The organism is Pseudarthrobacter sp. Pseusp20 (genome assembly GCF_059492155.1).
The window spans coordinates 1,823,776-1,848,669 of sequence record NZ_CP168521.1; the positions used below are offsets into that span (position 1 = coordinate 1,823,776).

Sequence of the window (24,894 nt, forward strand, 5' to 3'; positions counted from 1 at the left end):
CCACCCATGCCCGCCCATCGCCACCCTGTAGGCGGCTTTCTTCGGGCACGCGACAGAACGAAGCGGGCACGCTGAGACCGCACGGGTTCAGGATGCGGTTGGCGACGTCGTGGGGCCGGCGCTGGCAGGAAGCCTGGCACCGGCAGGGAGGGCGGGCAGTTGGTCGACGTCCAGGGCCAGGCCGGGAACAGGTCCGGGGTCTGCGCCCCACCGCAGGGCCCGTCCGGCGGCAGACTGCAGCGCTGACATTGCCCACTGCCGGTCCTGGCCCTGGGATACTGCAACGACGTCGCCGTAGGCCTCCAGCGTGGCCGCCTCAAGCTTGCCCAAACCGGCGGCCGGTGCTGCCAGGAAGCCAGGATCAAGGACGTACCCGGGCTGTTGCGGCACGGGCGCGCCGCAGGCAGACAGCAGGCGTTCCTCCGCGGCCGCGGCCTGTTCCTTATGCCGGACCAGGAATTCCGACGCCGGTCCCTCCTCCGCGGGCGCCAGCCGGGGGAGTGCCGCCTGGTAGCCGTAGGTGGCCTGGTGCTCCGCGGTGATGGCAGCGGCCAGTGCCTGGCGTATCCCCGCAGCAGTGCCGGGCCCGGTGGTCTCCGGGACGGTGGCCGGCGCCGAAGGCGAGGGGCAGGGCGCTGGGGTTCTCGCTGCCCCGGAAGTCTGTCCCTCAGTTACTCCCGTACCCTCTGTTCCTGACTGTCCCTGCGTTCCTGCGTGTCCCTGCGGCGCGGGCATCCCCGTTGCGGCAGCAAGACGCCCGGCCGCGAGGAGCTGTGCCGTGCCGGTGCCCGCCAGAAGCCGCGCCATGCCGCCGTCGGCCGTTTCCGCGTCCTTGACGCGCGCGGCGCCGCTGTCAGCCAGGGCCTGGACAAATTCGGCGGCAGTTGGGAGGCCGGCACTGGGAAGATTGGCACTGGGAAGATTTGCGCTGGGAAGATTGGCACTGGGGAGGCCGGAAGTGGAAGGTGGTGGGGGCGACGCCGGCGCTGACTCCGGGGCAGGGCCCAGCAGTGCCCTTGCCTGGATGGTCAGCAAGGTCACAACCGGCTCCAGCACGGTGGCGTCCGCGGCACCGGCGGAGGCGAGCTGCATTCCCGCAGTACGCAGGTCCACTGCCTTGCTGAACGCCGCCGCCCGGGCCCGCTCCGAGAAGGAAGGCTGGGCAGGTGCGGGCTTTTCCGCGGGAACCAGGGCAAAACCGAGGCTCAGGACAACCAGCGCGGCAAGGGCGAAGACGGCAAAACGGAGCGGGCGCATGCGGGGGCTGGGGTCCTGGGGACGGTCTTTCACAACAGACCATGGTGTCACGCTGAAGGGGAAGCCGGGTGCACCAATGGCCGGTAAAATAGCTACGCTAGTAAAACCACATCATCTATAGGGAGGCGGCCGGCATCGTGAGCAATGCAGAAGCCACGGCTTCACCAGACCACACCGGTACGGGAAGCGGATCCGCGCCGGCCCACAACCCCGAAGCTGCCCGGCTCCGGGCCCTCCTGGAACCCGCAGTCCAGGCCAACCGCCTGTACCTGGAGGATGTGGCCATCATCCCCGGCTCGCACCGGGTGGTCCACGTCGTGGTGGACCTGCCGCAGGAGGAAAGCGGTGGCGTCAGCCTTGACGTCATTGCGGACATCTCCAAAGTGCTCTCGGATGTACTGGACAACGATCCCAACGACGACGGCCGTCCGTACGACCTCGAAGTGTCCTCGCCCGGCGTGGGGCGCCCCCTGACGGAACCCCGCCACTGGCACCGGGCCCGTGGCCGGATGGTCAAGGTGAACGTGATCCAGGGCGACAACATCACCGGCCGCATCCAGTCCGTGGACGATGGGGGAGTCACCCTGGTCCCCGAGGTCGCCGTCAAGAAGGGCATGAAGCCCCGGCAGGGCGAACCCGTAAAACTTCCTTTCGACAGGATCCGCAACGGAAAAGTCGAGATCGAATTCAGCCACCTCCCCGAGGACGGTCTGGAACCTGAACACAATGGACCTTCTGAGGAGGCCTGATGGATATTGACATGAGCGCACTGAGACTTTTGGAGCGTGAGCGTGAAATCCCGCTGGACCTCCTGATCCCCACCATCGAGCAGGCGCTCCTGGTTGCCTACCACAAGTCTCCCGGCGCCTTCGAGAAAGCGCGCGCCGAGCTGGACCGCAAGAGCGGCCACGTCACTATTTGGGCCGTGGAGATTGACGACGACGGCGCCCCCATCGGTGAATTCGAGCACACCCCGGAAGGGTTCGGCCGGATCGCCGCCAGCACTGCTCGCCAGATCATCCTGCAGCGCCTCCGCGATGTCGAGGACGATAACGTCCTGGGCGAATTCAAGGGCCGCGAAGGCGAACTGGTGTCCGGTACCATCCAGCAGGGCAACAACCCGCACATGATCCAGGTAAACCTCGGCTCCATCGAAGCCCTGCTGCCGCCGCCCGAGCAGGTTCCCGGTGAGAAGTACATCCACGGCAACCGCCTTCGCGCGTTGGTCATCGACGTGCACCGCGGGACCAAGGGTCCGTCCGTCACGCTGTCCCGGTCCCACCCGGGCCTGGTCCGCAAGCTCTTCGAACTCGAAGTACCCGAGATCGCCGACCACTCCGTGGAAATCGTTGCCCTGGCCCGCGAAGCCGGCCACCGCACCAAGATCGCCGTCAAGGCGAACACCCCGGGGATCAACGCCAAGGGTGCCTGCATCGGCGAGATGGGCTCACGCGTCCGCGCGGTCATGACCGAGTTGAACGATGAAAAGATCGACATCGTTGACTTCAGCGAGAACCCGGCCACCTTCATCGCCAGCGCACTCTCGCCGTCGCGCGTGAATTCCGTCACCATCACGGACGAAGCCACGCGCTCCGCCCGGGTTGTCGTTCCCGACTACCAGCTGTCGCTGGCCATCGGCAAGGAAGGCCAGAACGCCCGGCTGGCGGCGAAGCTGACCGGCTGGCGCATCGACATCGTCTCCGACGCCGCGGTTTCCCGCGACAAGTAACGTCCAGGCACCGGTGGCTGGCGCGACGCGGCAGCCACCCGGTTTCTGGCAGAACGGCCCGAAGGGGCTAGAATAGATAGGACCGCGCCTAACGGCCGGTAGCCGTGTGCCTTGGGCGTGCTCGTTTCCGTAACTGCGGAACCGGTAAACCTTCGGCCAGCAGAATGAACGTCAGGACGATGACCGTGGCAGAAGTGCTTTCCACCGGAAGTCAACCTGAACGTACCTGCATCGGGTGCCGGAAGAAAGGCCCGCGGTCGCAGTTGCTCCGGCTCGTCGCCGAAGGCAGCGGGTCAACCGCTGTCCTGGTGGATGCACGACGCCGGATGTCTGGCCGGGGTGCATGGCTGCACCCCAGCCAATCGTGCCTGGCTCTGGCGATCAAGCGGCGAGCATTCGGACGTGCCCTTCCGGGCGCAACCGGAACAGCCGCCGTCGAACACTGGATCATGTCAGGTCCGAACGTTGACGCCGCCCCGGTGGCTGCAACACCAACCGTCCAACCTGAAAGCGGGTCAGAAATCTGATGGAAACCCGATGAGTTCCCAGCGATGAGTGCGTAACGATGACAACTTTGTTGCGCTCTGCAATGGGCCCCTTCGCATCAACAGCGGCTGGGGTCCGCAGTAAGAAGTAGACGGTTCGTGCCTGGCTCGGTGCGGACCGAGACAGGAGAAATGTGGCCAAGGTCCGCGTACATGAGCTCGCCAAAGAGCTCGGTATAACTTCCAAAGATGCAGTGACAAAACTGCAGGAACTGGGCGAATTCGTTCGCTCCGCCTCGTCAACCATTGAGGCCCCCGTTGTGCGGAAACTGCGCAACGCCTTCCCCGACGCCGCTGCCAAGTCAGCGGCCCCGGCCGCAGCGCCCGCCGCTGCACCCAAGGCACCTGCCCCCGTGGCAGAATCACGCCCTTCAGCACCGGCTCCCGGCCCCGCTGCGCCCAAGGCTCCGGCCCCCAAGGCACAGGCACCGGCTCCCGCTGCCCCCACCGCACCTGCACAGGCAGAAGCACCGGCTGCGCCGGCCGCCACGCCTGCCGCCCCCGCGGCTCCGTCCTCGAGTGCTCCGTCCACCGGCGCCAAGCCCGGTGCACGCCCGGCACCCAAGGCCGAAACCCCGGCTCCCTCCACCCGTCCGGGTGGATCCACGCCGGGCGGGTCCGGCCCGCGTCCCGGCGGTCCCCGTCCGGGCAACAACCCCTTCGCCACCTCGCAGGGCATGCCCCGCGGCCGCGGCGGAGACGGTGAACGCGCCCCCCGTCCGGGCAACAACCCCTTCGCCACTTCGCAGGGTATGCCCCGCCCCGGTGGCAGCCGTACCGACGGCGACCGCCCCGGTGGTCCCCGTCCCGCAGCAGGTGCAGGCGGACCTCGTCCGGGTGGGCCGCGTCCCGCAGCGGGTGCCGGTGGCCCCCGTCCTGCAGCAGGCGCAGGCGGACCCCGTCCGGGCGCTCCCCGTCCCGGCGGTCCCCGTCCTACTCCCGGCATGATGCCCAACCGCACTGAGCGTCCCGCACCCGCAGGTGCCGGCCGTCCGGGCGGCGGCGGCCGCGGTCCTGGACGCCCTGGTGGCGCTCCCGGTACCGGTGGTCCCGGTGCCGGCGGCGGTGCTCCCGCCGGCGGTGGCTTCGGCAAGGGCGGCCGCGGCCGCGGCGGCACCCAGGGTGCCTTCGGCAAGGGCGGCGCAGGCCGTGGCAAGCAGCGCAAGTCGAAGCGTGCAAAGCGCCAGGAACTTGAGCAGATGAGTGCCCCGTCGCTGGGTGGCGTGAGCGTACCCCGCGGCGACGGCAACACCGTCATCCGGCTCCGCCGTGGCTCGTCCATCACGGACTTTGCCGACAAGATCGAGGCAAACCCCGCCGCACTGGTGACGGTGCTGTTCCACCTTGGTGAAATGGCCACCGCCACCCAGTCGCTGGACGAGGACACCTTCGCCCTGCTCGGCGAGGAACTGGGCTACAAGCTCCAGGTCGTTTCCCCTGAGGACGAGGAGCGCGAGCTGCTCTCCAGCTTCGACATCGACTTTGATGCCGAACTCGAAGCCGAAGGCGACGAGGAACTGGAAGCACGTCCCCCGGTTGTCACCGTCATGGGCCACGTCGACCACGGTAAGACCCGGCTGCTCGATGCCATCCGCAAGTCCGACGTCATGGCAGGCGAGCACGGTGGCATCACCCAGCACATCGGTGCCTACCAGGTCACGCACAACCACGACGGCAACGACCGCAAGATCACGTTCATCGATACCCCGGGCCACGAGGCGTTCACCGCCATGCGTGCCCGTGGTGCGAAGGTCACCGACATCGCCATCCTGGTGGTCGCAGCGGACGACGGCGTGATGCCGCAGACCGTTGAAGCCCTCAACCACGCCCAGGCGGCCAACGTGCCGATCGTCGTGGCAGTGAACAAGATCGACAAGGAAGGCGCCAACCCGGAGAAGGTCCGCGGCCAGCTGACCGAGTACGGCCTGGTTCCCGAGGAATACGGTGGCGACACCATGTTCGTGGAGGTCTCTGCCCGCCAGAACCTCAACATCGACGAGCTGCTCGAGGCCGTCCTGCTCACCGCGGACGCTGCCCTGGACATGCGCGCCAACCCGAACAAGGACGCCCGCGGCATCGCGATCGAAGCCAACCTGGATAAGGGCCGCGGTGCTGTTGCAACCGTCCTGGTCCAGTCCGGTACCTTGCGCGTCGGCGACACCATCGTGGCAGGCACGGCCCACGGCCGCGTCCGTGCGATGTTCGACGACGACGGCAGCGCCCTGACCGAGGCCGGTCCGTCCCGCCCCGTCCAGGTGCTGGGTCTGTCCAACGTGCCGCGCGCCGGCGACACCTTCTTCGTGACTGCTGACGAGCGCACTGCCCGCCAGATCGCCGAGAAGCGTGAAGCAGCCGACCGCAACGCCGCCCTGGCCAAGCGCCGCAAGCGCATCAGCCTGGAAGACTTCGACCAGGCCGTCGCCGAAGGCAAGATCGACACCCTCAACCTCATCCTCAAGGGTGACGTGTCCGGTGCCGTGGAAGCCCTCGAAGACGCGCTGCTCAAGATCGACGTCGGCGAAGGCGTGCAGCTGCGCGTCATCCACCGCGGTGTGGGTGCCATCACCCAGAACGACGTCAACCTGGCAACGGTCGACTCCGCCGTCATCATCGGCTTCAACGTCAAGCCCGCCGAGCGGGTTGCCGAACTGGCAGACCGCGAAGGCGTGGACATGCGCTTCTACTCCGTCATCTACGCAGCAATCGATGACATCGAGGCAGCGCTCAAGGGCATGCTCAAGCCGGAATACGAAGAAGTCCAGCTCGGCACCGCCGAGGTCCGCGAAGTCTTCCGCTCCTCCAAGTTCGGAAACATCGCCGGCTCGATCGTCCGCTCGGGCATCATCCGACGCAACGCCAAGGCACGCGTCAGCCGCGACGGCAAGATCATCGGTGACAACCTCACCGTTGAGTCGCTCAAGCGCTTCAAGGACGATGCCACCGAGGTCCGCACGGACTTCGAATGTGGTATCGGCCTTGGGTCGTACAACGACATCACCGAAGGCGACATCATCGAGACCTTCGAGATGCGCGAGAAGCCGCGCGTCTAACTCTTGTTAGTCCGTGGCCGGGGCCGTTGGATTTTTCCGGCGGCCCCGCCCCTTCGCTGGGCGGCTTGGGATCTTCGATCCCGCGCCGCCCAGCTTCGGCAGCGGAAATGGCCTTCCCAACACTCGCAAGCTCGCGTGGGGACCCTCGGCTATTTCCTTAGATGCCACTCCCGGGCCGCCGGAAAAAATCCAACGGGTGCGTCATCGGCTCGCTTGGGTGCGTGGCATCCAGACCCTGGGCGCGTGGGCTGACGTTTGCGCCGCCGTCGTACGTCCCAAATTTTTCTTCTTTTAGGAGTTGTTCATGGCTGATCCGGCACGTGCTGCCAAATTGGCGCAGCGGATTAAGGTTGTTGTTGCTGAGGCCCTGGGCCGGAAGGTCAAGGATCCCCGGCTTGAGGGCATTACCGTTACCGATGCCCGCGTGACCAATGATCTGCAGCATGCCACCGTCTACTACACCGTCTTCGGGGACCAGGCTGTCCAGGCCGACGCTGCCAAGGGCCTTGAGAAGGCCAAGGGTGTGCTCCGGCAGGAGGTGGGCCGGAACATCACCGTCCGGCTGACCCCCACCCTCGAGTTCGTGGCCGACCAGATTCCGGTCAACGCCTCCAACCTGGAGGAACTGCTCCGGGAGGCCAAGAAGCGGGATGCCGAGGTTGCCGCCCTTGCCGCCAACGCCCGGCACGCCGGCGACGCGGATCCGTACAAGTCCGACGCGGTCGCCGACGTTGACATCGACGAGGACGACTTCGACGAAGAGGACCTGGACCTCAGCGACGACGAAGACCTCGACGAGGACGCCAACAAGTAGGCAGCGGACTTCCGCAAACACAGCAGCAGGACCCGGAGGCACCTCCGGGTCCTGCTGCGTTAGTGAACCTGCTTACCTGAGATCCGCCTTGATGACCCTGCCTGCAGGTGGCTTGGACGGGTCGCCAAGTGCGTCGATCGTGGCGTAGAGGGTGTGCCCGCTGATGTCGACATCCGCCGGCAGGTTCACCGCCAGGAACTGTGAGCGGTGGCCTTCGCAGTTGAACTTGATGATCTCACCGCCAAACAGTGAAGCGACATACACATCACCGTTGTCTGTCACGGCCAAGCCCGTGGGGCTCATGATGTGATCGACCCAGAGATCCGTGTCGCCGTTCCATGGGTTGATCTTGAAGATGGCACCGCGTGCACCCAGTTCCGGTCCCTCGGGGCCGCCGGGCAGCGACGTCACGTACAGCATGCCGTCAGAACCGATCGCCACGTCGGTGGGTACCGGTTCGAAGGCATACTTATGACCAGCCACGCAGTCCGGCACCGTCATAGTGCCACCCTGCATGTCGGTGGGAACCACCAAACCCTTGGGGATGACCGCCGGGCGTGGAGGCAGGACAGCGACCGTATCTATGTCACCATTCTTCAGGTTGACCTTGAGGACAGCATTCATGCCGGCGTCAGCCACATATGCGGTGTCATCCTTCACTGCCAGCGCGTACGGATGGGAATCCACCAGGCCCTTGTACTTGGTAGGCGGGAAAGCCGGCCAGCCCGCAAGGCACTGGGCGCCCACGTCGTTGCCGAAACCATAGCGCTGGTCGCCATCGGGGTTGTGGCGCCGCTCGTAGTCGGCAAAGTTGGCGATCGTGTCCACGTCGCCCCTGGAATCGATTGACTTCAGGTGTCCGTTCAGTGCGGCCGGGTCTCCCTCGCCGGCGCCCACACTTTCAAGGAAATAGGTTGTGCTGCCGCGGGTATCTGCCCCGGCCACTTCCCAGCCCTTGGGAGTCTTTGTGGCCAGGTCTTCGGTGGACCCGTCCCGGCTGATCCGGGTGAGTTTCCCGGCAAAGTCCTGCGACACCAGGACCGTTCTTCCCGTTCCGGCGGTGACGTGCAGCGGTGAGACGAGGCCCCCTGCGAGGACGTCGTACCCGTCCGTACCGGTGGAAGCAGCGGCGGGGCCTGCGGACGCTATGGCAGCGGCCGAGGCCGCTACACAGGCTATAAGTGTGAGTCTTTTCTTCATTGGATTCTCCGGGGTGCGAGGCCCTTGCGGGCTGGATGTGGCGCCTCCGTAGAGGCGAAATATATCCCCCGGGCGTCAGCGTAGGCTCCTACCAGCGGGTAGGCGTTGGGGGCCTGCCCCCTTCCTGGCCCCCTTTCCGTCCCCCTATGGGGTGCACATGGCTAGGATCGTGCTATGACCTCCGCAGAACACGGCAACCGGGGCTTACGGCACCCTGCATTTGCCCAGTACCTTGAACAGGCCGTGGAGTTGGCCACACAAAATGTTGGTGAAGGCGGCGGCCCCTTCGGAGCTGTTGTGGTAACACCTGACGGGCGCGTGCATGCCGGGGTCAACAGGGTGACCCGGGACAACGATCCCACTGCCCACGCGGAAGTGGTGGCCATCCGGGCAGCGGCCGCGGCTGCGGCGGACTTCGACCTCACCGGCTCTGTCCTTTACGCAAGCTGCGAGCCGTGCCCCATGTGCCTGGCGTCTGCCTTGTGGGCCAGGATCGGCCACGTCTACTTCGCCGCGGACCGCCACGGCGCCGCTGCGGCAGGCTTCGACGACGCCCTCTTCTACGACTACTTCAGCGGCGCGGCCCCGGAGCTGATGCCCGTCACCAGGAGTGACATCCCGACGTCGGACGTCCCCTTCCAGGCGTGGCGCGCCTTTGACAGCAGGAAGGAATACTAGCCATGGAATCCGCCCTACTCCGCTGCCCCGCCTGCGGTAAGACCAACCGGGTGCCGGCCCAGGCCTCCGGACATCCCCGCTGCGGCAACTGCAAGGCGGACCTGCCCTGGATCGTGTCCGCGGGCGACAGCGACTTCGCCGCCGTGGCGGAGCAGTCGCCGGTTCCGGTGCTGGTGGATTTCTGGGCCGCCTGGTGCGGGCCCTGCCGCATGGTAAGCCCCGTCCTGGACCAGCTGGCCCGGGAGCGGCCCGGGAAGATCAAGCTGGTGAAGGTGGATGTGGACGCGTCTCCGGGCCTGTCGCGGCGGTTCGACGTCCAGGCCATTCCAACCCTCGTGGTTCTGGTCGACGGAAAGGTCGCAGCCCGCCAGGCCGGCGCCGCACCGGCGGGCGTCCTCCGTTCCTGGCTGGACAAGGCCCTCGCCGGCGCCCGCAGCTAACAGAGCAGGCAGCTTCGCCGGCCGGCCAAGCCAGGTATCAACCCAGGACGTCAGGGCCGGCCGTCCGGAAGCCGGGACAGCCCGTCCAGCAGATCCTGCTTCCGGCCGCACAGCGCGATCCGGACCCACCCTTCGCCGATGGAGCCGAAGGCGGTCCCTGGGGCCAGCGCCACACCGGAATCCGCCAGGAAACGCCGAACCCAGGCCCGCACGTCCCCGCCGGTCACATGGGACATATCGGCCCAAAGGTAGAACGCCCCCTGCGCCGGCAGATAGCGGATCCCTTTTGCGGTGAGGACTGCCGAGGCGGCATCCCGGTTCTCCCGGTAGTGCTGGTGGGCGTGCCGGACGTAGTCCTGCGGCCCGGTCAGGGCAGCCAGCGCCGCGTACTGCGGCGCTGACGCCACGCACGACACGATGGATTCCATCACGTTGTCCATCTGCTGTTTGAGGCCGGGCGGGCAGATGAGCGCGCCGATTCGCAGACCCGTCAGGCCGTACGTCTTGGACAGTGTCAGCGAAGTGAACACGCGTGCATCCGCCGGGGTGCCGCCGTCGAACCTTGCCGGGCTGACGTGGGGAACATCGTAAGTGAACGCCTCGTAGCACTCGTCCGAAACCACCCAAATGTCATGCCGGCGGGCCAGGTCCATCAATTCCCGGACCACTTCTTCACCCAGCACTGCTCCGAGGGGGTTGGACGGGGAATTGAGCACCAGCACCCGGGTGCGGCTGGTGATGAGGGCCTCCACGTCGGCAACCTGTGGCTGGAAGCTGTGTTCGGGGCGCAGCGGATAGCCCACCGGCACGGCACCGAGCAACCGGCTGGTCATCGCAAAGGTGGGGTAGCCCGGGTTGGGGATCAGGATTTCGTCGCCGGGGGACAGCAGCAGGCTCATGGCGAAATGCAGGCCCTGCTGCGCCCCGACCACCACGTAGACGCGGTCAGCACCGACGTCCACCCCTTGTTCTTCCCGGAACCTGGCAGCGAACGCTTCCCGAAGGGCGGGGATCCCGGCGTTGGGTGTGTAGTTGGTTTCATCGCGGTCCAGGCAGGCGATGCCTGCGTCCAGGACATGGCGGGGGAGCGGGAAACCCGGCTCCCCGATACTCAACACAATGGCGCCGGGAGTACGCCACGCGGCCTCGGTGATCTCGCGGATCTCGTTGACGGGTACGTCGCGGACATGGGCGGCAAGCTCAGGCATGGCAGCCATCCTAGCCGTCCCCGTCGGGCTGCCGCGGTGCGTCCGGGACCGGGGTGGTGGCGTGGGCCGGCGGGCCAACCAGCGCCGATATACTGGGAGGCGTGCTTTCTGGACTGGTGATAGTGGACAAGCCGCAGGGATGGACCAGCCATGATGTGGTTGGCCGGATGCGGCGCCTCGCAGGTACCCGGAAAGTAGGGCACGCCGGAACCCTGGATCCCATGGCCACGGGCGTCCTGGTGGTCGGCATCAACAAGGCCACGCGCCTGCTGACCTACATCGTGGGCACCTCAAAGACCTACACCGCCACCATCCGGCTGGGCCAGGCCACCGTCACGGACGACGCGGAAGGGGAGGTCACGGCCACGGCCGGCACTTCCGGTGTCACTGAGCAGGCAATTCACGACGGCGTCGCGGCACTCACAGGCGACATCGAGCAGGTGCCAAGCAGCGTCAGCGCCATCAAAGTGAACGGCGAACGCGCCTACGCGCGCGTCCGGTCCGGCGAGGATGTGAAGCTGGCCGCACGCCCTGTCACCATCCACCGGTTCGAGGTGCACGCCGTCCGGCGGGATCCGGCGGCGGGTGTGATTGACCTCGACGTCACCGTTGAATGCTCCTCGGGCACATACATCCGTGCCCTGGCCCGGGACCTTGGCAATGCGCTGGGTGTTGGAGGGCATCTCACTGCCCTCCGCAGGACCCATGTGGGCCCCTATTCGCTGGACCAGGCGCGCACGCTCGAACAGCTCGCCGAAGAGCTCAACGTCCTGGAAATGTCGCAGGCTGCCCGGGCACTGATGCCCAACCGCGAACTCAGCGCCGAGGAAACCACGGAGATATCCTTCGGGCGGCGGATCGCTGCCGGCGCGGCCCCCGGCGCTCCCGGCGCCGCCACTGTGGAGCATCCGGCCGCCGCCTTCGCTCCCGACGGCAGCCTCGTGGCCCTTCTTGCCGACGCAGGCAGTTACGCCAAGCCGGTGCTCGTCTTCGCCCCCGGCGCCGGGACGGCCGCAACCGCCGCCGCGGAGGCCTGACACGTGGACGCATATTTTTGGATCATCCTCGTGGTCGGCCTGGGGTCCACGCTGGTGTGCCTGGGTGCGGGCATCCTCAAGAAGGCGCCGAACGACGTCACCATCCTCTCCGTCGCAGCCGTGGAAGCGGCCCTGGTGGTGTACCTGGTGGGGTCCATCGTCCGCGTGATCGCCGGCGAACCGATTGCCGGGGAGGCGTGGGAGTTTTGGGGCTACATGGCCACCGCCGTGCTCCTGCCGCCGGCGGCAATCTACTGGTCCATTTTGGAGCGCACCCGGTGGAGCAACTTTGTCCTGGCCGCGGTCGGCGTCACGGCACTCGTCATGGCCGCCCGAATGAACCAGATCTGGTACTGAAGTGGAAGAAGCAGCAGGAATGAACGACAAGCAAGCCCCGGCGGCTCCCGGCGAGGCACCCACCCGCAATACCCGCAATACCGGGCCAGGCCGCCTGCTGATTGCCGTGTACGGCGTTTTCGCGATCTCGGCCACGGCCCGGGCCGGATACCAGATCCTCACCAAGTTCTCCGAGGCTCCGCTGGCCTATCTGCTCTCCGCCTTGGCCGCGCTGGTGTACGTGGTGGCCACGGTGTCGCTGGCCAGAGCCGGAACCACCTGGTTCAAGGTCTCCGTTGCCGCGGTGCTCGTTGAACTCGTGGGCGTCCTGGTGGTGGGTACCCTGAGCATCCTGGACTCCGTGCAGTTCCCGCACGAGACCGTGTGGTCCCTGTTTGGCCGCGGCTATGGCTTCATTCCGCTGCTGCTGCCCATCCTGGGACTGGTGTGGCTCTACCGGCGCCGGCCTTCGGTGGCGGCTGAATCGCGTTCCAAAGCCGCGCAGTGATGTCAAAGGCAGCACAGTGAATCCGGGTAACCTTGAAGAGTTCCGCGGCCGGCATGGTTCCGGAACGTGGCTTGCAGGCAGCTTAAGGCGAGGGTGATGGTTTACATCTGGAACGATCCGTCCGATGTCCCGGCGGATTTCGGCCCATCTGTTGTCACTTTCGGCAACTTCGACGGTGTTCACCGCGGCCACCAGCAGGTGCTGTCCCAGCTGATCCGCTCGGCCCGCCTTTCCCACGCCAAGGCTGTGGCCGTGACCTTCGACCCCCACCCGGCGGTAATCCACCGGCCCGAGGCCGCGCCCGAGCTCATCATGGGCCTGGACGACAAACTGGACGCGCTGGGCGGACTCGGACTGGACGCCATTTTGGTGATCAAGTACTCACTGGATCTGGCCAGCCTCACGGCTGAGGAATTCGTGGAGCAGTACCTGGTGGACTGCCTCCACGCCAGCCACGTGGTGATCGGCCACGACGCCCGCTTTGGACGGGGCAACTCCGGAGACCTGGACACCATGAAGGCGCTGGGCGACAAGTTCGGCTTCGATGTCCAGGTCATCAGCGAGTTCGGCGCCGAGGGCTACCCCCTGCATGACGACGACGGCACGGACCGGCGCTGCTCCTCCACCTGGGTGCGCGAAGCCTTGCAGGAAGGCGATGTTGCCACCGCCGCCTCGGTCCTGGGCCGCCCGCACAGAATGCGCGGCGAAGTGGTTCACGGGGCAGCCCGCGGCCGCGCCCTCGGCTTCCCCACGGCAAACCTTTCCTCGAACGCCACGGGGCTGATCCCCGCGGACGGCATCTATGCGGGCTGGCTGGTGGACCAGGCGGGCACGCGCTGGCCTGCTGCGATCTCGGTGGGGTCCAATCCCACGTTCGAGGGCGTGAGCCGCCAGGTGGAGGCGCACGTCATCGACAGGCCCAAGGAGGCCGTGGAGGACTTCGATCTGTACGGCCAGACAGTGATTGTTGAATTCGTGGCGCGGCTTCGCGGCATGGTGGCCTACCGTGGCCCTGAGGCACTGGTGGAACAAATGCGGCTGGATGTGGCCCAGGCCCACCAGCTCCTCAGCCACCACTGACTGCAGCATCCGCCGGTTGCAACACGTGGCTGCAACAACGGGGTGACAACAACGGGGTGACAACAACGAAAGGCAGCACGTGTCCGTCGAAAAGAACACCCGCAAGCTGGATGAGGGGATTGTCCGCGACTTCAGCTCGCGGATGAGCTACGCCTCCTACCTGCAGCTTCCCACGCTGCTCAGCGCGCAGCAGCCGGTCAGCCAGCCCGAGCACCACGATGAACTGCTGTTCATCATCCAGCACCAGACCACGGAGCTGTGGCTGAAGCTGGTCCTGCACGAGCTGCGCAGCGCGGCCGCGTGGCTCCGCGGGGACGACCTCGGTTCCGCGCTCAAGGGCATTGCCCGGGTCAAGCACATCCAGAAGACCCTTACCGAACAATGGTCTGTCCTGGCCACCCTGACACCCACCGAGTACTCGCAGTTCCGGGGCTTCCTGGGCAACTCGTCAGGGTTCCAGTCGGCCCAGTACCGGGCGGTGGAATTCGTCCTGGGGAACAAGAACAGCAAGATGCTGCCCGTCTTCGAATCCGATCCGCAAGCCCACGCCATGCTGGCCGAACTGCTTGCCGCCCCCAGCATCTACGACGAGTTCCTGGCCTACCTCGCGCGGCAGGGCTTCGATGTGCCGGGATCGGTCCTGGACCGGGATGTGACCCAGGCCCATGAGTTCACCCCGGAACTGGTCCCGCTTTTCAAGCACATCTATGAAAACGCGGCGGACAACTGGGCTGCCTACGAGGCGTGCGAGGAACTGGTGGACCTGGAGGACAACTTCCAGCTCTGGCGGTTCCGCCACCTGCGCACCGTGCAGCGGACCATCGGCATGAAGACCGGCACCGGGGGATCCAGCGGTGTGACCTTCCTGCAAAAGGCCCTTGAATTGACGTTCTTCCCGGAATTATTCGCTGTCAGGACGGAGATCGGACAATGAGCATCCATCAGGAAAACCACCTCGATGTGTCTGCCGAAGCGCTCCGCGGGCGCGCCGAAGAGCTGGACCGCCGGGACGCCCTGGCACACTACCGGGACCTTTTCATTGGCACGGACACACCGCTGTCCTACCTGGACGGCAACTCCCTGGGCCGGCCCCTGACGCGCACTGCCGACGACGTCGCCGCCTTCATCCGGGACGAGTGGGGCGGACGCCTCATCCGTGGCTGGGACGAACAGTGGCTCAGCATGCCGCAGGCCATCGGGGACCAGCTCGGACGCGCCGTCCTCGGAGCTGCTCCGGGGCAGACCATAATCGCCGATTCCACCACCGTGGTCCTCTACAAGCTGATCCGCGCGGCCCTGGCCGCCGTACAGGATCCAGACCGCAACGAGCTGGTGCTGGATACGGAAAACTTCCCCACGGACCGCTACCTGGTGGAGGGCATCGCCCTCGAGGAAGGCCTCACCCTGCGCTGGATCGAGCCCGACCCGGCCGCCGGGGTGACCCTTGACCAGGTGCGCCAGGCCACCGGGCCGAGGACCGCCGTCGTCCTCCTCAGCCAGATCGCCTACCGCTCAGGCCACCTCGCGGACCTGCCGGGGATCACCGCGGCAGTGCACGACGCCGGCGCGCTGGTGGTGTGGGACCTGTGCCATTCCGCGGGGTCGGTGGAGATCGACCTGGACGGTGCCGACGTGGACTTCGCAGCCGGCTGCACCTACAAGTACCTCAACGGGGGCCCGGGCTCGCCTGCTTTCGCCTACGTCAATGCCCGGCACCTGCCCTCGTTGAACCAGCCCATCTGGGGCTGGATGGGGCGGAAGGACGCCTTCGAGATGGCCGCCGGCTATGAACCTGCCGCCGGCATCCGGGGCTTCCTCAGCGGCACCCCCGCCATTTTCGGCATGATTGCCATGCGGGGAACCCTGGACCTCATCGAGGAAGCCACCATGGCTGCCATCCGGGAGAAGTCCCAGGCCCTGACCGCATTCGCCGTGGAGGTCTTCGATGCCTGGCTGGCCCCGCTGGGAGCCGAACTGGCGTCGCCGCGGAACCCGGGGGAGCGGGGCGGGCATATCACGGTGGACCATCCCAACTTCACCAAGGCCACCGTGGAAGCGCTCTGGGAAGGGGACGTGATCCCTGACTTCCGATCTCCCCATGGCATCCGGGTGGGGTTGTCGCCGTTGAGCACCAGTTTTGCGGAAGTGCTCCAGGGCATGGCAGCGATCCGGGCCCGGCTGCAGGGCTGACGGCGCACTGTTTCGACAAGGTTAGGCCGCGCCCGGTAAACTGGACGATGGATCCGGCTGCAGTCCGTGGCGGCTGGTTCCTGTTGTAGTCGGCCTTCTCCGGTTATCCGGATCAGGACCAGCACGGCAGACCCGGCAGTGAATTACTGACCTGGGCCCTCACGGCACATCCCAAGGAGATATTGTGGCACTTGACGCCGCTGTAAAGCAGTCCATCATCAAGGAATACGCAACTGGCGAAGGTGACACCGGTTCACCCGAGGTCCAGGTTGCTGTCCTGACCCAGCGGATCAAGGATCTGACTGAGCACATGAAGGAGCACAAGCACGACTACCACACCCAGCGCGGTCTGCTGGCCATGGTTGGTCGTCGCAAGCGCATGCTGAGCTACCTCAAGAAGACTGACATCGCCCGCTACCGTTCGCTCATCGAGCGTCTCGGCCTGCGCCGCTAGTCACACTTTGGGGCGGCCCTTTCCCTCCGGAACGGGCCGCCTTCTTCAAATAAAAACTAAACAGGAGGATCAACCGCATCACGCATTCGCGGTCCTCGGTAGTGATCCCCGGGAACGGCTTCGTTGACTGAAGCCGGCGGCCCGTGGGTCTCGATCGATGACCGGGTGCAGGGCCAGTAGACAGATGCTGGCTGGGTTGATGCGGCTGGACTTCCGTAAATAGAAACGGAGGTGACTCTCTTGGAGGGTCCCGAAATCCAGTTCTCGGAAGCAGTCATTGACAATGGCCGTTTCGGCAAGCGCGTAATCCGCTTTGAAACCGGCCGCCTCGCCAAGCAGGCAGCCGGCGCAGCAATGGTGTACATCGACGATGACACCGCCCTGCTGTCCGCAACCACCGCCGGCAAGCACCCGCGTGAAGGCTTCGACTTCTTCCCGCTCACGGTCGACGTCGAAGAGCGCATGTACGCTGCCGGCCGTATCCCGGGCTCGTTCTTCCGCCGCGAAGGCCGCCCGTCCACCGAAGCCATCCTGGCCTGCCGCCTGATGGACCGCCCGCTGCGCCCCGCCTTCATCAAGGGCCTGCGCAACGAGGTCCAGATCGTGGTCACCGTCCTGGCCATCAACCCCGATGAGCTGTACGACGTCGTTGCCATCAACGCTTCCTCGATGTCCACCCAGCTGTCCGGCCTCCCGTTCTCCGGCCCCATCGGCGGCGTCCGCGTTGCCCTGGTCAACGACGAAAACGGATCGCAGTGGGTTGCCTTCCCCAAGCACTCGCAGCTGGAAAACTCCGTGTTCAACATGGTGGTTGCCGGCCGCGTTGCCGGTGACGACGTCGCCATCATGATGGTCGAGGCCGAAGCAACCGACAACTCCTGGAACCTCATCAAGGAACAGGGCGCCACCGCCCCCACCGAAGAGGTTGTGGCCGAGGGCCTGGAGGCTGCCAAGCCGTTCATCAAGGCACTCTGCGACGCCCAGGCCGACCTCGCCGCACGCGCTGCAAAGCCCACGGTCGAGTTCCCGGTCTTCCTGGACTACGAAGACGACGCTTACGCCGCCGTCGAATCCGCTGCCGCCGAAAAGCTCGCCGCTGTCTTCCAGATCGCCGACAAGCAGGAACGCGACAACGCCTCCGACGCGCTCAAGGACGAGGTCCTCGCCGGCCTGGCAGGCCAGTTCGAAGGTCGCGAAAAGGAGCTGTCCGCTGCTTTCCGCTCCGTCACCAAGCACGTTGTGCGCCAGCGCATCCTCAAGGACCAGATCCGCATTGACGGCCGCGGCCTGACGGACATCCGCCAGCTCACCGCAGAGGTCGAGGTTCTGCCCCGCGTTCACGGTTCGGCCATCTTCGAGCGCGGCGAGACCCAGATCATGGGTGTCACCACGCTGAACATGCTCAAGATGGAACAGCAGATCGACTCGCTGTCTCCCGTCACCCGCAAGCGCTACATGCACAACTACAACTTCCCGCCGTACTCCACCGGTGAGACCGGCCGCGTGGGCTCGCCCAAGCGCCGCGAAATCGGCCACGGTGCCCTGGCAGAGCGCGCCATCGTGCCCGTGCTGCCGTCCCGCGAGGAATTCCCGTACGCCATCCGCCAGGTATCCGAGGCCCTCGGCTCCAACGGCTCCACGTCGATGGGTTCCGTCTGCGCCTCCACCCTGTCCCTGCTGAACGCCGGTGTGCCCCTGAAGGCCGCCGTCGCCGGCATCGCCATGGGCCTGGTGTCCGACCAGGTTGACGGCCAGACCCGCTACGCGGCACTGACCGACATCCTCGGCGCCGAAGACGCCTTCGGTGACATGGACTTCAAGGTTGCCGGTACCGCCGAGTTCGTCACGGCCATCCAGCTGGACACCAAGCTCGACGGCATCCCCGCTTCCGTGCTCGCGGCAGCCCTGAAGCAGGCCCGCGAGGCGCGCCTGCACATCCTCGAGGTCATCAACTCGGCCATCGACACCCCGGACGAGCTCTCCGAGTTCGCACCGCGCGTCATCGCCGTCAAGATCCCCGTGGACAAGATCGGCGAGGTCATCGGCCCCAAGGGCAAGATGATCAACCAGATCCAGGAAGACACCGGCGCCGACATCTCCATCGAGGACGACGGCACGGTCTACATTGGCGCCACGAACGGTCCGTCTGCAGATGCAGCACGCTCCGCCATCAACGCCATCGCCAACCCGCAGGTCCCGGAGATCGGCGAGCGTTACCTGGGCACGGTGGTCAAGACCACCACCTTCGGTGCCTTCGTGTCGCTGACCCCGGGCAAGGACGGCCTGCTGCACATCTCCGAGCTGCGCAAGATCGCCGGCGGCAAGCGGGTGGACAACGTTGACGACGTTGTTTCCGTGGGCCAGAAGATCCAGGTGGAAATCACCAAGATCGATGACCGCGGAAAGCTGTCCCTGTCTCCGGTCGTGGCTGAAGAGGAAGGCGCCGACGACACCGAGCGCGTTCACGCCACGGAGCCTGCTGAAGGCGCTGAGGTCTAACAGCAGGGGCTTCCCGGCATAAGCATGAATCGGCGGGACCGGTGGATGATCCACCGGTCCCGCCGCTGTTACGATGGCAGCCAGATCCGGCTGCCCGTCCTGAAAGGCATCAATGACTGTTGTACCCCTGCCGCTTGAGCAGAACCACGCCGGCGACACCCTGGTCCACGGCTCCGACGGCGGGTCCGAGGTGCGGCGTTCAGTGCTGCCAGGGGGAGTGCGGGTACTGACCGAGGCGATGCCGGGACAGCGGTCTGCCACCATCGGCTTCTGGGTGGGCGTCGGATCCCGTGACGAGGCACCCGGCCAGCACGGGTCCACCCACTTCCTTGAACACCTGCTGTTCAAGGGCACCAAGCGCCGCACGGCCTTGGAGATTGCTTCCGCGTTTGACGAGGTGGGCGGCGAATCGAACGCGGCAACGGCCAAGGAAAGCACCTGCTACTTTGCGCGGGTGCTGGACTCGGACCTTCCCATGGCCATCGACGTCATCGCTGACATGATCACCGGCGCCGTGCTGGATCCTGACGAGATGGAGCAGGAACGGGACGTCATCCTGGAAGAAATTGCCATGGACAGTGATGACCCCACTGATGTGGCGCACGAGCACTTCGTCGCCGCGGTCCTCGGCAGCCATCCGCTGGGACGGCCCATCGGCGGCACTCCCGCCGCCATCAAGGCCGTAGCCCGCGATTCCGTGTGGGAGCACTACCGCAGGTACTACAAGCCGGAAGAGCTGGTCATTACCGCCGCCGGCGGCCTGGACCACGACGTCGTATGCGGACTCGTGGTGGATGCCCTCCAGACCGCGGGCTGGTCGCTTAAGCCGGACGCCGCGCCGGTGCAGCGGCGTTCCACCGAACGTGCCCTGATCACGGGAACGGCGGGCCTGCATGTGGTCAAGCGGGCCGTGGAGCAGGCGAACATCATCATGGGCTGCCCCACGATCGTTGCCACCGATGAACGCCGCTACGTCATGAGTGTCCTGAACGCGGTCCTGGGCGGCGGCATGTCCTCGCGGCTGTTCCAGGAAGTCCGTGAGAAGCGCGGGCTGGTTTACTCCACTTACTCCTTTGCCTCGTCCTACGCCGACGCCGGCTACTTTGGGATGTACGCGGGCTGCACGCCTTCCAAGGTCCGGCAGGTGCTGGACCTGCTGGCTGTGGAGCTCGACAAGCTCGCGGAACACGGGATTTCAGACGACGAACTGCGCAAGGCCGTGGGACAACTGGGCGGCGGAATCGTCCTGGCACTGGAGGACACCGGCTCCCGGATGTCCCGGCTGGGCCGCGCCGAACTGGTGTCCGGCGAGTACCAGGACATTGACGAAACACTGCGGCTGATCAAAGCCGTCACCACGGAACAGGTCCAGGAACTTGCCGCCGAACTCGCCGCCGCGCCCCGGACCGTCACCGTGGTTGGCCCGTTCGACGAGACCGAAACCTTCGGCCTGTAACACCCCGCGCCGCGGAGATGCCGCGAAGACGCTGGCGGCCCGGCTCTGCAGAGTCCATCCTGAGTGGGGAGTGATTCTTCGGCAGGGGAAGGCGGAACGGTGAACGGGCCAGGAGCGGAGCACGGACATCCGGCGTTAACGAACCTGCTGGGTCACTGGCAGGGCTACACACACGTGGCTGCCGGTCCCTGGGGGCCGGAACACCGCGTGAGCGCCCAGGTGTCCTACACGCAGGTTGCCGGGGGCCTCGGCGTGGTGCAGAGCTACCGGCACATTGAACCGGACGGCAGCCACTTCGAAGGCCACGGCATCTTCACGATCGATCCGGTCCACAACAACGTGCTGTGGTACTACGTTGACAGCACCGGCGTGCCGCCCGGCAACGCCGCCCGCTGCACCTGGCGCGACGGCGTCCTCCGTGTTGAACGCCGCAATGCCGGAGGCTGGACGCGCCACTCCATCGAGGTGGCGAACGGTGTCCTGACACACGTCACCGAATTGCGTTCGCCCGGGCGGGACGACGGCGGCGACGCCCCGGAGGCCGGTGTGGACGGCGAGGCTTTGTCCTACAGGCCATTCATGCGCTCGGAATTCCACCGCGCCTGAGGCAGGGGCTACGATGCCGCCTCGATGATGCGCGTTTTCGGCGCACCGGCGAGGGCAGGGGCGTTGGCGGGCGAACGCCATACCTGTGTTCGAAGGTTCGTGAGCAGCTGCTCTGCCTGGGCCAGGTCCGCGAAGTCGAGTTCCACAACAATGTATTGCGGTTCGCCCACGGGCCGGCCTATCCGGTGCGCGAGAACCCCTGACGCGGACCGGCCCACCGGATCCCGGTCGAATGCCGCCTTCCACGTGCTGAAATCGGTGATGCTGTGTTCGATCTGCAGGGTGAACATCCCAGTCTCCTTACTCGTCCCGCCAGGTTGGAGGACGCTCCACGCTGCTAAAGCTAGACGGTCCGGGCTGCGGCGGGTATCCCAGAATTCTGGGTGGCAGCGCCTCCGGGTTGCCCGGGATGGCCGGAGCATACTTGGAACATGACCAAGGGCTGGGCTGGAAACCGGAGCCAGGAGCGCATCCGACTCTTGGCAGGCTCGGACCTGGATCACCAAGCTCTCCGCACAGCGATTCTGGCAGAAGTGGCCACCATGGTGCCTTTCGATGCATTCGTTTGGCCGTTGTGTGATCCCGTCACGACGGTAGGGATGGCGCCGAGGGCCAGGATTCCCTGCCCTCAGGAATTGCCCACACTTATCCGCCTCAAGTACCTCTCCGGGGCCGGCCGCTGGACCGAGCTGATGCATTCGCCGGTGCCGGCGGCATCCCTCCTGAAGGCAACGCAGGGAGAGCCCTCCCGCAGCCCGGTGTGGAGTGGCGTGTTGCAACGCTATGGGGTCCGCGATGTACTGTCCGTCGTGTTTGCCGACAAGTATGGGTGCTGGGCCTGGCTCGATTTGTGGCGGACCGGCGATTCGGTCCCTTTCACGGATGAGGAAACTGCGTACCTGGGCGAGCCCGCAGCGGCAGTGACCGCCGGCCTGCGGAGGTCCGTGGCCAGGCAGTTTCGGACTCGACTGGAACCGGAACCTGGCCCGGACCCGGCCGCCGGGACAGGAGCCGGGCAGCCCGGATTGCCGGAGCAGGCTGTCCTCACCCTGGACGACGATCTGGCGATAGCTGGTCGAACGGCGTCCGTGGACGACTGGCTGCAGCTGCTTCAGCCTGGTCCGGTCCCTCACGATCATGTGCCTGCTGAGGTGTTGAACGTTGCTGCCCAGCTGGCGGCAAGGGAAGCACTGGTGGACACCCACGCCGCGGAATGCAGGGTCTACGTCGGGGCGGGCCGCTGGGCCTCCCTGCGGGCCAACCGCATGGAGTCGGGAGTGTCCGGACCCACTCCACCGGTGGCCGTGACGATTCAGGCCAGCACGCCTGCCGCGCGGCTTGACATGTTTGCCCGGGCGTTTGGCCTGACACCCCGGCAGGGGGAACTGCTGTGGCTCACCGCAACAGGGGCCGATACGGCAGCCATGGCGGATGCCCAGGGCGTGACACCGTACACGGTCCAGGACCAATTCAAGCAACTCTTCCAGGCTTGCGGAGTCCACAGCCGGGCGTCACTGCTGGCCATTGCCCTGGGAACGGGGGCCCGGGTCTAGCGGTGGGCCGTCGTCTCCTGGAACCACGCGTTGACGCACATGCCCCTGGGGAAGTCCTACGACAAGAGGACGTCCCAATTCCCCGCCGGGTCTGGCGGCAGGAAGAACGGCATGGCGTAGAAATCGTCCCACAAAGGATCTGTTGGCGGGAGTTGATCCGGCTCAAGCAAGTTCCCGCCAGGCGGCTCCTCGCTTGGCACCTCCAGCCACTCCGGCATGTCAGCCAGTAACTGGCACCATTGCGGCAGCCCAAACGGCAGATCGCGCCGCAATTCAGGCGGTGGTGGTTCCCGTAGCCCCGCTTCGTCCGCTTTCCGGGGTGTGCCCAACCCTCCCGGTGGGTTCAAGACTGCCGGTGGGTCTGGCGCTGCCGACGGGTTCAAGACTGCCGCTGCGGATTGCCCGGACACGGTGCTGTTCCTCCGCAGAAGCCCTGGCGGCCAGTGGGTTGGTTCGGGGTCTTGGTGTTCGGGGTTGTAGTGGCGGCCGGTGGGTGAGGTCCAGCCGGGTGGTCCGTTGTTGGTGGCGGGGTCGGGGGTCCAGGCGCGGGCGTGTTTCAAGCGGTGATGTTTGGGGCATAGCTGGGCCAGGTTCCGGATGTCTGTTCTGCCGCCGTGTTCCCAGGCTGTGAGGTGGTCGGTGTGGTTGTCGGGGGTGTGGTTGCTGCAGCCGGGGAAGGTGCATTTCCGGTCCCGCATGCGGATCCATTGTTTGATGGTTTCGGGGAGCCGGTAGCGGGTGCGTCCGATCTCCAGTGGTGCCCCGTCGCGGGGGTCGACCAGGACCCGGTAGAACGACTCCGCCCCGTCCGCGACAAGCCTCCGTGCCATCGACGCCGGGATCGGGCCCAGGCCGTCCAGCACCGCCGGCTCATCGGTGAGGCCGAGCAGCGAGAAGACCGGGACGGTGACCAGGACATCGGCCCGCGGGGTGGGAACCTTGCCAACACCACCAGTGCTCCCTGTGCCGGAAACGCTGCCTGCGCCCGTTCCCGCAGCATCACCAGTAGCCCGTGCAGCCCCACCCACAGCAGCCTCGGCCGTGGCCGTGGTGGTTCCGGCGCCGAGGAGGAGTGATGCTGCGATGTCGGGGCGGAGTTGGGTGAGGGAGCGGGGCTCGTCAGGGCCCTGCAGGCCGCGGGCGGTGGCGGTGGTGCGGTTCCAGATGGCGCAGGCGGTGTCGCCGGGGAGGTAGAGCGAGAGCCAGGCCATGCCGTCGCGGTCCGGGGTGTATTCCATCCGCCGGTCCGCGACGCCTTTGGCGTGGCGTTTTTCGAGGGTTTCGGGGTGGTGGCGTTCCCGCCAGGCGCGGACCTTGGCGCGGAACCGGGCAGGGACAAGTTCACCGGGCGCGGCGCCGCGGGCGGGGTTGGGGGCGTCGGGGTCGAAGAAGTGCGCCACCAAGGCAGCAGCCCCGTCAGGGGTGAGCCCCTCGGTTTCGTCGGCGACAATCCTGGCATGCTGCCACGACAGGTCACCGGCTGACAGGGCGCCCAGGAGCGGCGGCAGGGAACACACCCGGCGGGATTGTTCCACCAACCCGCCTGCGGCCGCGGAACTGATGCTCAGGACACCGGCGATCTCCTCCACCGTTGACATCTCCGAAAACATGCGCTCATCCACCGGGGCGTCAGGGGCAAGCAGTGCCTGCTGGAAACCGACGCACTCCACGGCATCACGAGCTTTGACCGCAGCGAGCTGAGCCTCGACCCGGGAGACTGCCTCCAGCCGTTCCAGCCGGAGCTCGTACCGCCGCTGCAGCACATCGACGTCAGCACCAACACCGGTCCCGGCGGCAAGGAAATGATCCTGACGGTCCAGCGCATCGAGGGCAGCAACAGAGGCAGAAACACCCTCCAACACCACCCCAACATCCGTGCCGATTCCCATACCCACATCATCCAGCGAGGCACCGACATTCAAAGCCACGGCAGCTTTGGCAAGGCCAGGGCGGCTGCTGCCCATTCGCCTGGACGTGCGCGAATACTTACCCGCCGGCGAACGGAGGCAGTACGTCCACCACGTCGTCCGGACCAAGGACTGCCGCCTGGTCCCGTACGGCCACCTCATTGAGCAGGAAGCTGCTGCGGGAAAGAAGCCGGGAAAGGGGCGGGGTCCCGGCAGGGGGTTCAGGGCGGTCCACGGCCAGCACGGCCTCGAGCAGGTCCGCCACGGTGGCGCCCTGGGGAAGGTGGAACTTCTCTTCCTCGAAACCTGCCGCAGCGCGTGCGGCAGCAAAATAACGTACAAGCATC

Annotated in this window: 24 protein-coding genes; 18 read left to right on the forward strand and 6 right to left on the reverse strand. The window is 66.3% G+C overall.

Going from position 1 to position 24,894, the window contains the following annotated elements; translation table 11 throughout:
• Positions 1-87 precede the first annotated feature (87 nt).
• Positions 88-1,290: a DUF4439 domain-containing protein gene (locus ACEN9K_RS08480; protein WP_495635540.1), complete on the reverse strand. Its 1,203-nt coding sequence runs from the start codon at positions 1,288-1,290 to the stop codon at positions 88-90.
• Positions 1,291-1,394: 104 nt separating this feature from the next.
• Here ACEN9K_RS08480 and rimP point away from each other — a divergent pair, with 104 nt between their 5' ends.
• The 5 genes from rimP (at position 1,395) to rbfA (ending at position 7,395) form a co-directional block, all read left to right on the forward strand.
• Positions 1,395-2,006 (forward strand): ribosome maturation factor RimP, encoded by a 612-nt coding sequence (rimP, locus tag ACEN9K_RS08485; protein WP_056389881.1) that lies wholly within the window; start codon positions 1,395-1,397, stop codon positions 2,004-2,006.
• Complete coding sequence (nusA, locus tag ACEN9K_RS08490; protein ID WP_018771959.1) at positions 2,006-2,986, forward strand: transcription termination factor NusA; 981 nt, start codon at positions 2,006-2,008, stop codon at positions 2,984-2,986. Before rimP ends, nusA begins: the two co-directional genes overlap by 1 nt.
• 179 nt (positions 2,987-3,165) lie before the next feature.
• Positions 3,166-3,513: a YlxR family protein gene (locus ACEN9K_RS08495; RefSeq protein WP_495635541.1), complete on the forward strand. Its 348-nt coding sequence runs from the start codon at positions 3,166-3,168 to the stop codon at positions 3,511-3,513.
• A gap of 152 nt (positions 3,514-3,665) precedes the next feature.
• Positions 3,666-6,581 carry a translation initiation factor IF-2 gene (infB, locus tag ACEN9K_RS08500; RefSeq protein ID WP_056389874.1) on the forward strand — a complete coding sequence of 972 codons (2,916 nt, stop codon included), beginning with the start codon at positions 3,666-3,668 and terminating at the stop codon, positions 6,579-6,581.
• A gap of 304 nt (positions 6,582-6,885) precedes the next feature.
• Positions 6,886-7,395 (forward strand): 30S ribosome-binding factor RbfA, encoded by a 510-nt coding sequence (rbfA, locus tag ACEN9K_RS08505; protein ID WP_018771961.1) that lies wholly within the window; start codon positions 6,886-6,888, stop codon positions 7,393-7,395.
• Between the two features lie 72 nt (positions 7,396-7,467).
• Here the strand turns inward: rbfA and ACEN9K_RS08510 are convergent, their stop codons facing one another.
• A complete protein-coding gene (locus tag ACEN9K_RS08510) occupies positions 7,468-8,595 on the reverse strand; it encodes a ScyD/ScyE family protein (RefSeq protein WP_495635542.1) in 1,128 nt (375 codons plus the stop codon).
• Positions 8,596-8,769: 174 nt separating this feature from the next.
• Here ACEN9K_RS08510 and ACEN9K_RS08515 point away from each other — a divergent pair, with 174 nt between their 5' ends.
• Both ACEN9K_RS08515 and trxA read left to right on the forward strand, forming a co-directional pair.
• Positions 8,770-9,273 carry a nucleoside deaminase gene (locus tag ACEN9K_RS08515; protein WP_018771963.1) on the forward strand — a complete coding sequence of 168 codons (504 nt, stop codon included), beginning with the start codon at positions 8,770-8,772 and terminating at the stop codon, positions 9,271-9,273.
• Positions 9,274-9,275: 2 nt separating this feature from the next.
• Positions 9,276-9,713, forward strand: a complete 438-nt coding sequence (gene trxA, locus ACEN9K_RS08520; RefSeq protein ID WP_223994631.1) for a thioredoxin — start codon at positions 9,276-9,278, stop codon at positions 9,711-9,713.
• 50 nt (positions 9,714-9,763) lie between these two features.
• Here trxA and ACEN9K_RS08525 read toward each other — a convergent pair whose 3' ends face one another.
• Positions 9,764-10,921 (reverse strand): pyridoxal phosphate-dependent aminotransferase, encoded by a 1,158-nt coding sequence (locus ACEN9K_RS08525; protein ID WP_495635543.1) that lies wholly within the window; start codon positions 10,919-10,921, stop codon positions 9,764-9,766.
• 101 nt (positions 10,922-11,022) lie between these two features.
• Here ACEN9K_RS08525 and truB point away from each other — a divergent pair, with 101 nt between their 5' ends.
• The 10 genes from truB (at position 11,023) to ACEN9K_RS08575 (ending at position 21,087) form a co-directional block, all read left to right on the forward strand.
• A complete protein-coding gene (gene truB, locus ACEN9K_RS08530) occupies positions 11,023-11,958 on the forward strand; it encodes a tRNA pseudouridine(55) synthase TruB (protein ID WP_026266187.1) in 936 nt (311 codons plus the stop codon).
• Between the two features lie 3 nt (positions 11,959-11,961).
• A complete protein-coding gene (locus tag ACEN9K_RS08535; RefSeq protein ID WP_223994635.1) occupies positions 11,962-12,315 on the forward strand; it encodes a hypothetical protein in 354 nt (117 codons plus the stop codon).
• Between the two features lie 19 nt (positions 12,316-12,334).
• Entirely contained in the window at positions 12,335-12,802 is a 468-nt protein-coding gene (locus ACEN9K_RS08540) for a hypothetical protein (RefSeq protein WP_223994637.1), read from the forward strand.
• A gap of 96 nt (positions 12,803-12,898) precedes the next feature.
• On the forward strand, positions 12,899-13,882 hold the full coding sequence (locus tag ACEN9K_RS08545; protein ID WP_018771969.1) for a bifunctional riboflavin kinase/FAD synthetase: 984 nt from the start codon (positions 12,899-12,901) through the stop codon (positions 13,880-13,882).
• Between the two features lie 79 nt (positions 13,883-13,961).
• A complete protein-coding gene (gene kynA / locus ACEN9K_RS08550) occupies positions 13,962-14,816 on the forward strand; it encodes a tryptophan 2,3-dioxygenase (protein WP_018771970.1) in 855 nt (284 codons plus the stop codon).
• Complete coding sequence (locus tag ACEN9K_RS08555) at positions 14,813-16,072, forward strand: kynureninase (RefSeq protein WP_495635544.1); 1,260 nt, start codon at positions 14,813-14,815, stop codon at positions 16,070-16,072. Before kynA ends, ACEN9K_RS08555 begins: the two co-directional genes overlap by 4 nt.
• Before the next feature lie 184 nt (positions 16,073-16,256).
• On the forward strand, positions 16,257-16,526 hold the full coding sequence (gene rpsO, locus ACEN9K_RS08560) for a 30S ribosomal protein S15 (RefSeq protein ID WP_013600532.1): 270 nt from the start codon (positions 16,257-16,259) through the stop codon (positions 16,524-16,526).
• Between the two features lie 240 nt (positions 16,527-16,766).
• Complete coding sequence (locus ACEN9K_RS08565; RefSeq protein ID WP_018771972.1) at positions 16,767-19,025, forward strand: polyribonucleotide nucleotidyltransferase; 2,259 nt, start codon at positions 16,767-16,769, stop codon at positions 19,023-19,025.
• Positions 19,026-19,137: 112 nt separating this feature from the next.
• Positions 19,138-20,481, forward strand: coding sequence for a M16 family metallopeptidase (locus ACEN9K_RS08570; RefSeq protein WP_018772253.1), 1,344 nt, complete (start codon positions 19,138-19,140; stop codon positions 20,479-20,481).
• A gap of 99 nt (positions 20,482-20,580) precedes the next feature.
• The gene (locus tag ACEN9K_RS08575; protein WP_495635545.1) at positions 20,581-21,087 is read left to right on the forward strand and encodes a DUF1579 family protein; all 507 of its coding nucleotides are present in this window, start codon (positions 20,581-20,583) and stop codon (positions 21,085-21,087) included.
• Between the two features lie 8 nt (positions 21,088-21,095).
• Here ACEN9K_RS08575 and ACEN9K_RS08580 read toward each other — a convergent pair whose 3' ends face one another.
• Positions 21,096-21,377 carry a hypothetical protein gene (locus ACEN9K_RS08580; RefSeq protein WP_018772255.1) on the reverse strand — a complete coding sequence of 94 codons (282 nt, stop codon included), beginning with the start codon at positions 21,375-21,377 and terminating at the stop codon, positions 21,096-21,098.
• A gap of 345 nt (positions 21,378-21,722) precedes the next feature.
• Between ACEN9K_RS08580 and ACEN9K_RS08585 the strand changes: the two genes are divergently transcribed.
• Positions 21,723-22,640 carry a helix-turn-helix transcriptional regulator gene (locus ACEN9K_RS08585; protein ID WP_223994641.1) on the forward strand — a complete coding sequence of 306 codons (918 nt, stop codon included), beginning with the start codon at positions 21,723-21,725 and terminating at the stop codon, positions 22,638-22,640.
• Between the two features lie 56 nt (positions 22,641-22,696).
• Here the strand turns inward: ACEN9K_RS08585 and ACEN9K_RS08590 are convergent, their stop codons facing one another.
• Positions 22,697-24,529, reverse strand: coding sequence for an HNH endonuclease signature motif containing protein (locus ACEN9K_RS08590; protein ID WP_495635693.1), 1,833 nt, complete (start codon positions 24,527-24,529; stop codon positions 22,697-22,699).
• A gap of 97 nt (positions 24,530-24,626) precedes the next feature.
• Positions 24,627-24,893, reverse strand: a complete 267-nt coding sequence (locus ACEN9K_RS08595) for a MoaD/ThiS family protein (RefSeq protein WP_056390936.1) — start codon at positions 24,891-24,893, stop codon at positions 24,627-24,629.
• Position 24,894: the final 1 nt, after the last annotated feature.

Coding starts and splice junctions, on each gene's coding strand:
- nusA (WP_018771959.1), top strand. CDS start 2,006: ATGGATATTGACATGAGCGCACTGAGACTTTTGGAGCGTGAGCGTGAA.
- ACEN9K_RS08580 (WP_018772255.1), bottom strand. CDS start 21,377: ATGTTCACCCTGCAGATCGAACACAGCATCACCGATTTCAGCACGTGG.
- ACEN9K_RS08570 (WP_018772253.1), top strand. CDS start 19,138: ATGACTGTTGTACCCCTGCCGCTTGAGCAGAACCACGCCGGCGACACC.
- ACEN9K_RS08595 (WP_056390936.1), bottom strand. CDS start 24,893: ATGCTTGTACGTTATTTTGCTGCCGCACGCGCTGCGGCAGGTTTCGAG.
- ACEN9K_RS08495 (WP_495635541.1), top strand. CDS start 3,166: ATGACCGTGGCAGAAGTGCTTTCCACCGGAAGTCAACCTGAACGTACC.
- ACEN9K_RS08515 (WP_018771963.1), top strand. CDS start 8,770: ATGACCTCCGCAGAACACGGCAACCGGGGCTTACGGCACCCTGCATTT.
- ACEN9K_RS08590 (WP_495635693.1), bottom strand. CDS start 24,529: ATGGGAATCGGCACGGATGTTGGGGTGGTGTTGGAGGGTGTTTCTGCC.
- ACEN9K_RS08545 (WP_018771969.1), top strand. CDS start 12,899: ATGGTTTACATCTGGAACGATCCGTCCGATGTCCCGGCGGATTTCGGC.
- ACEN9K_RS08525 (WP_495635543.1), bottom strand. CDS start 10,921: ATGCCTGAGCTTGCCGCCCATGTCCGCGACGTACCCGTCAACGAGATC.
- rbfA (WP_018771961.1), top strand. CDS start 6,886: ATGGCTGATCCGGCACGTGCTGCCAAATTGGCGCAGCGGATTAAGGTT.
- ACEN9K_RS08540 (WP_223994637.1), top strand. CDS start 12,335: ATGAACGACAAGCAAGCCCCGGCGGCTCCCGGCGAGGCACCCACCCGC.
- ACEN9K_RS08510 (WP_495635542.1), bottom strand. CDS start 8,595: ATGAAGAAAAGACTCACACTTATAGCCTGTGTAGCGGCCTCGGCCGCT.
- trxA (WP_223994631.1), top strand. CDS start 9,276: ATGGAATCCGCCCTACTCCGCTGCCCCGCCTGCGGTAAGACCAACCGG.
- ACEN9K_RS08555 (WP_495635544.1), top strand. CDS start 14,813: ATGAGCATCCATCAGGAAAACCACCTCGATGTGTCTGCCGAAGCGCTC.